Raw genomic sequence first — 234 nt, 5'->3', positions numbered from 1 at the left:
GTCCCCCGCCGACGCCGTGCGCGTGGTGGACGACGACGACGACGCCCTGGACCGCGCCAGCCTCCGGATGATCCTCGGCGGCGACCCGCGCCACGAGGTGGTCGCCGAGTGCGGCGACGGCGCCGAGGCGGTCACGGTCGTGCAGCGGCTGCGACCCGACGACGTGCTGATGGACGTCCGCATGCCGCGGGTGGACGGGCTGACCGCCCTGCGCTCGCTGGCCGCGGCCGGGTC

At 77.4% G+C, this 234-nt stretch carries 1 protein-coding gene; it reads left to right on the top strand.

The window, feature by feature from the left end:
- Positions 1-22 precede the first annotated feature (22 nt).
- The coding region (locus tag KVT14_RS21510) for a response regulator (RefSeq protein ID WP_308161191.1) at positions 23-234 on the top strand (212 nt) is incomplete at its 3' end.

This window comes from Cellulomonas sp. GbtcB1, assembly GCF_019091725.1.
In the GTDB taxonomy this organism is placed as follows: Bacteria; Actinomycetota; Actinomycetes; order Actinomycetales; family Cellulomonadaceae; genus Cellulomonas.
Note: the sequence above shows the minus strand (reverse complement) of the source record. Positions and strands in the feature narration are given on the sequence as shown.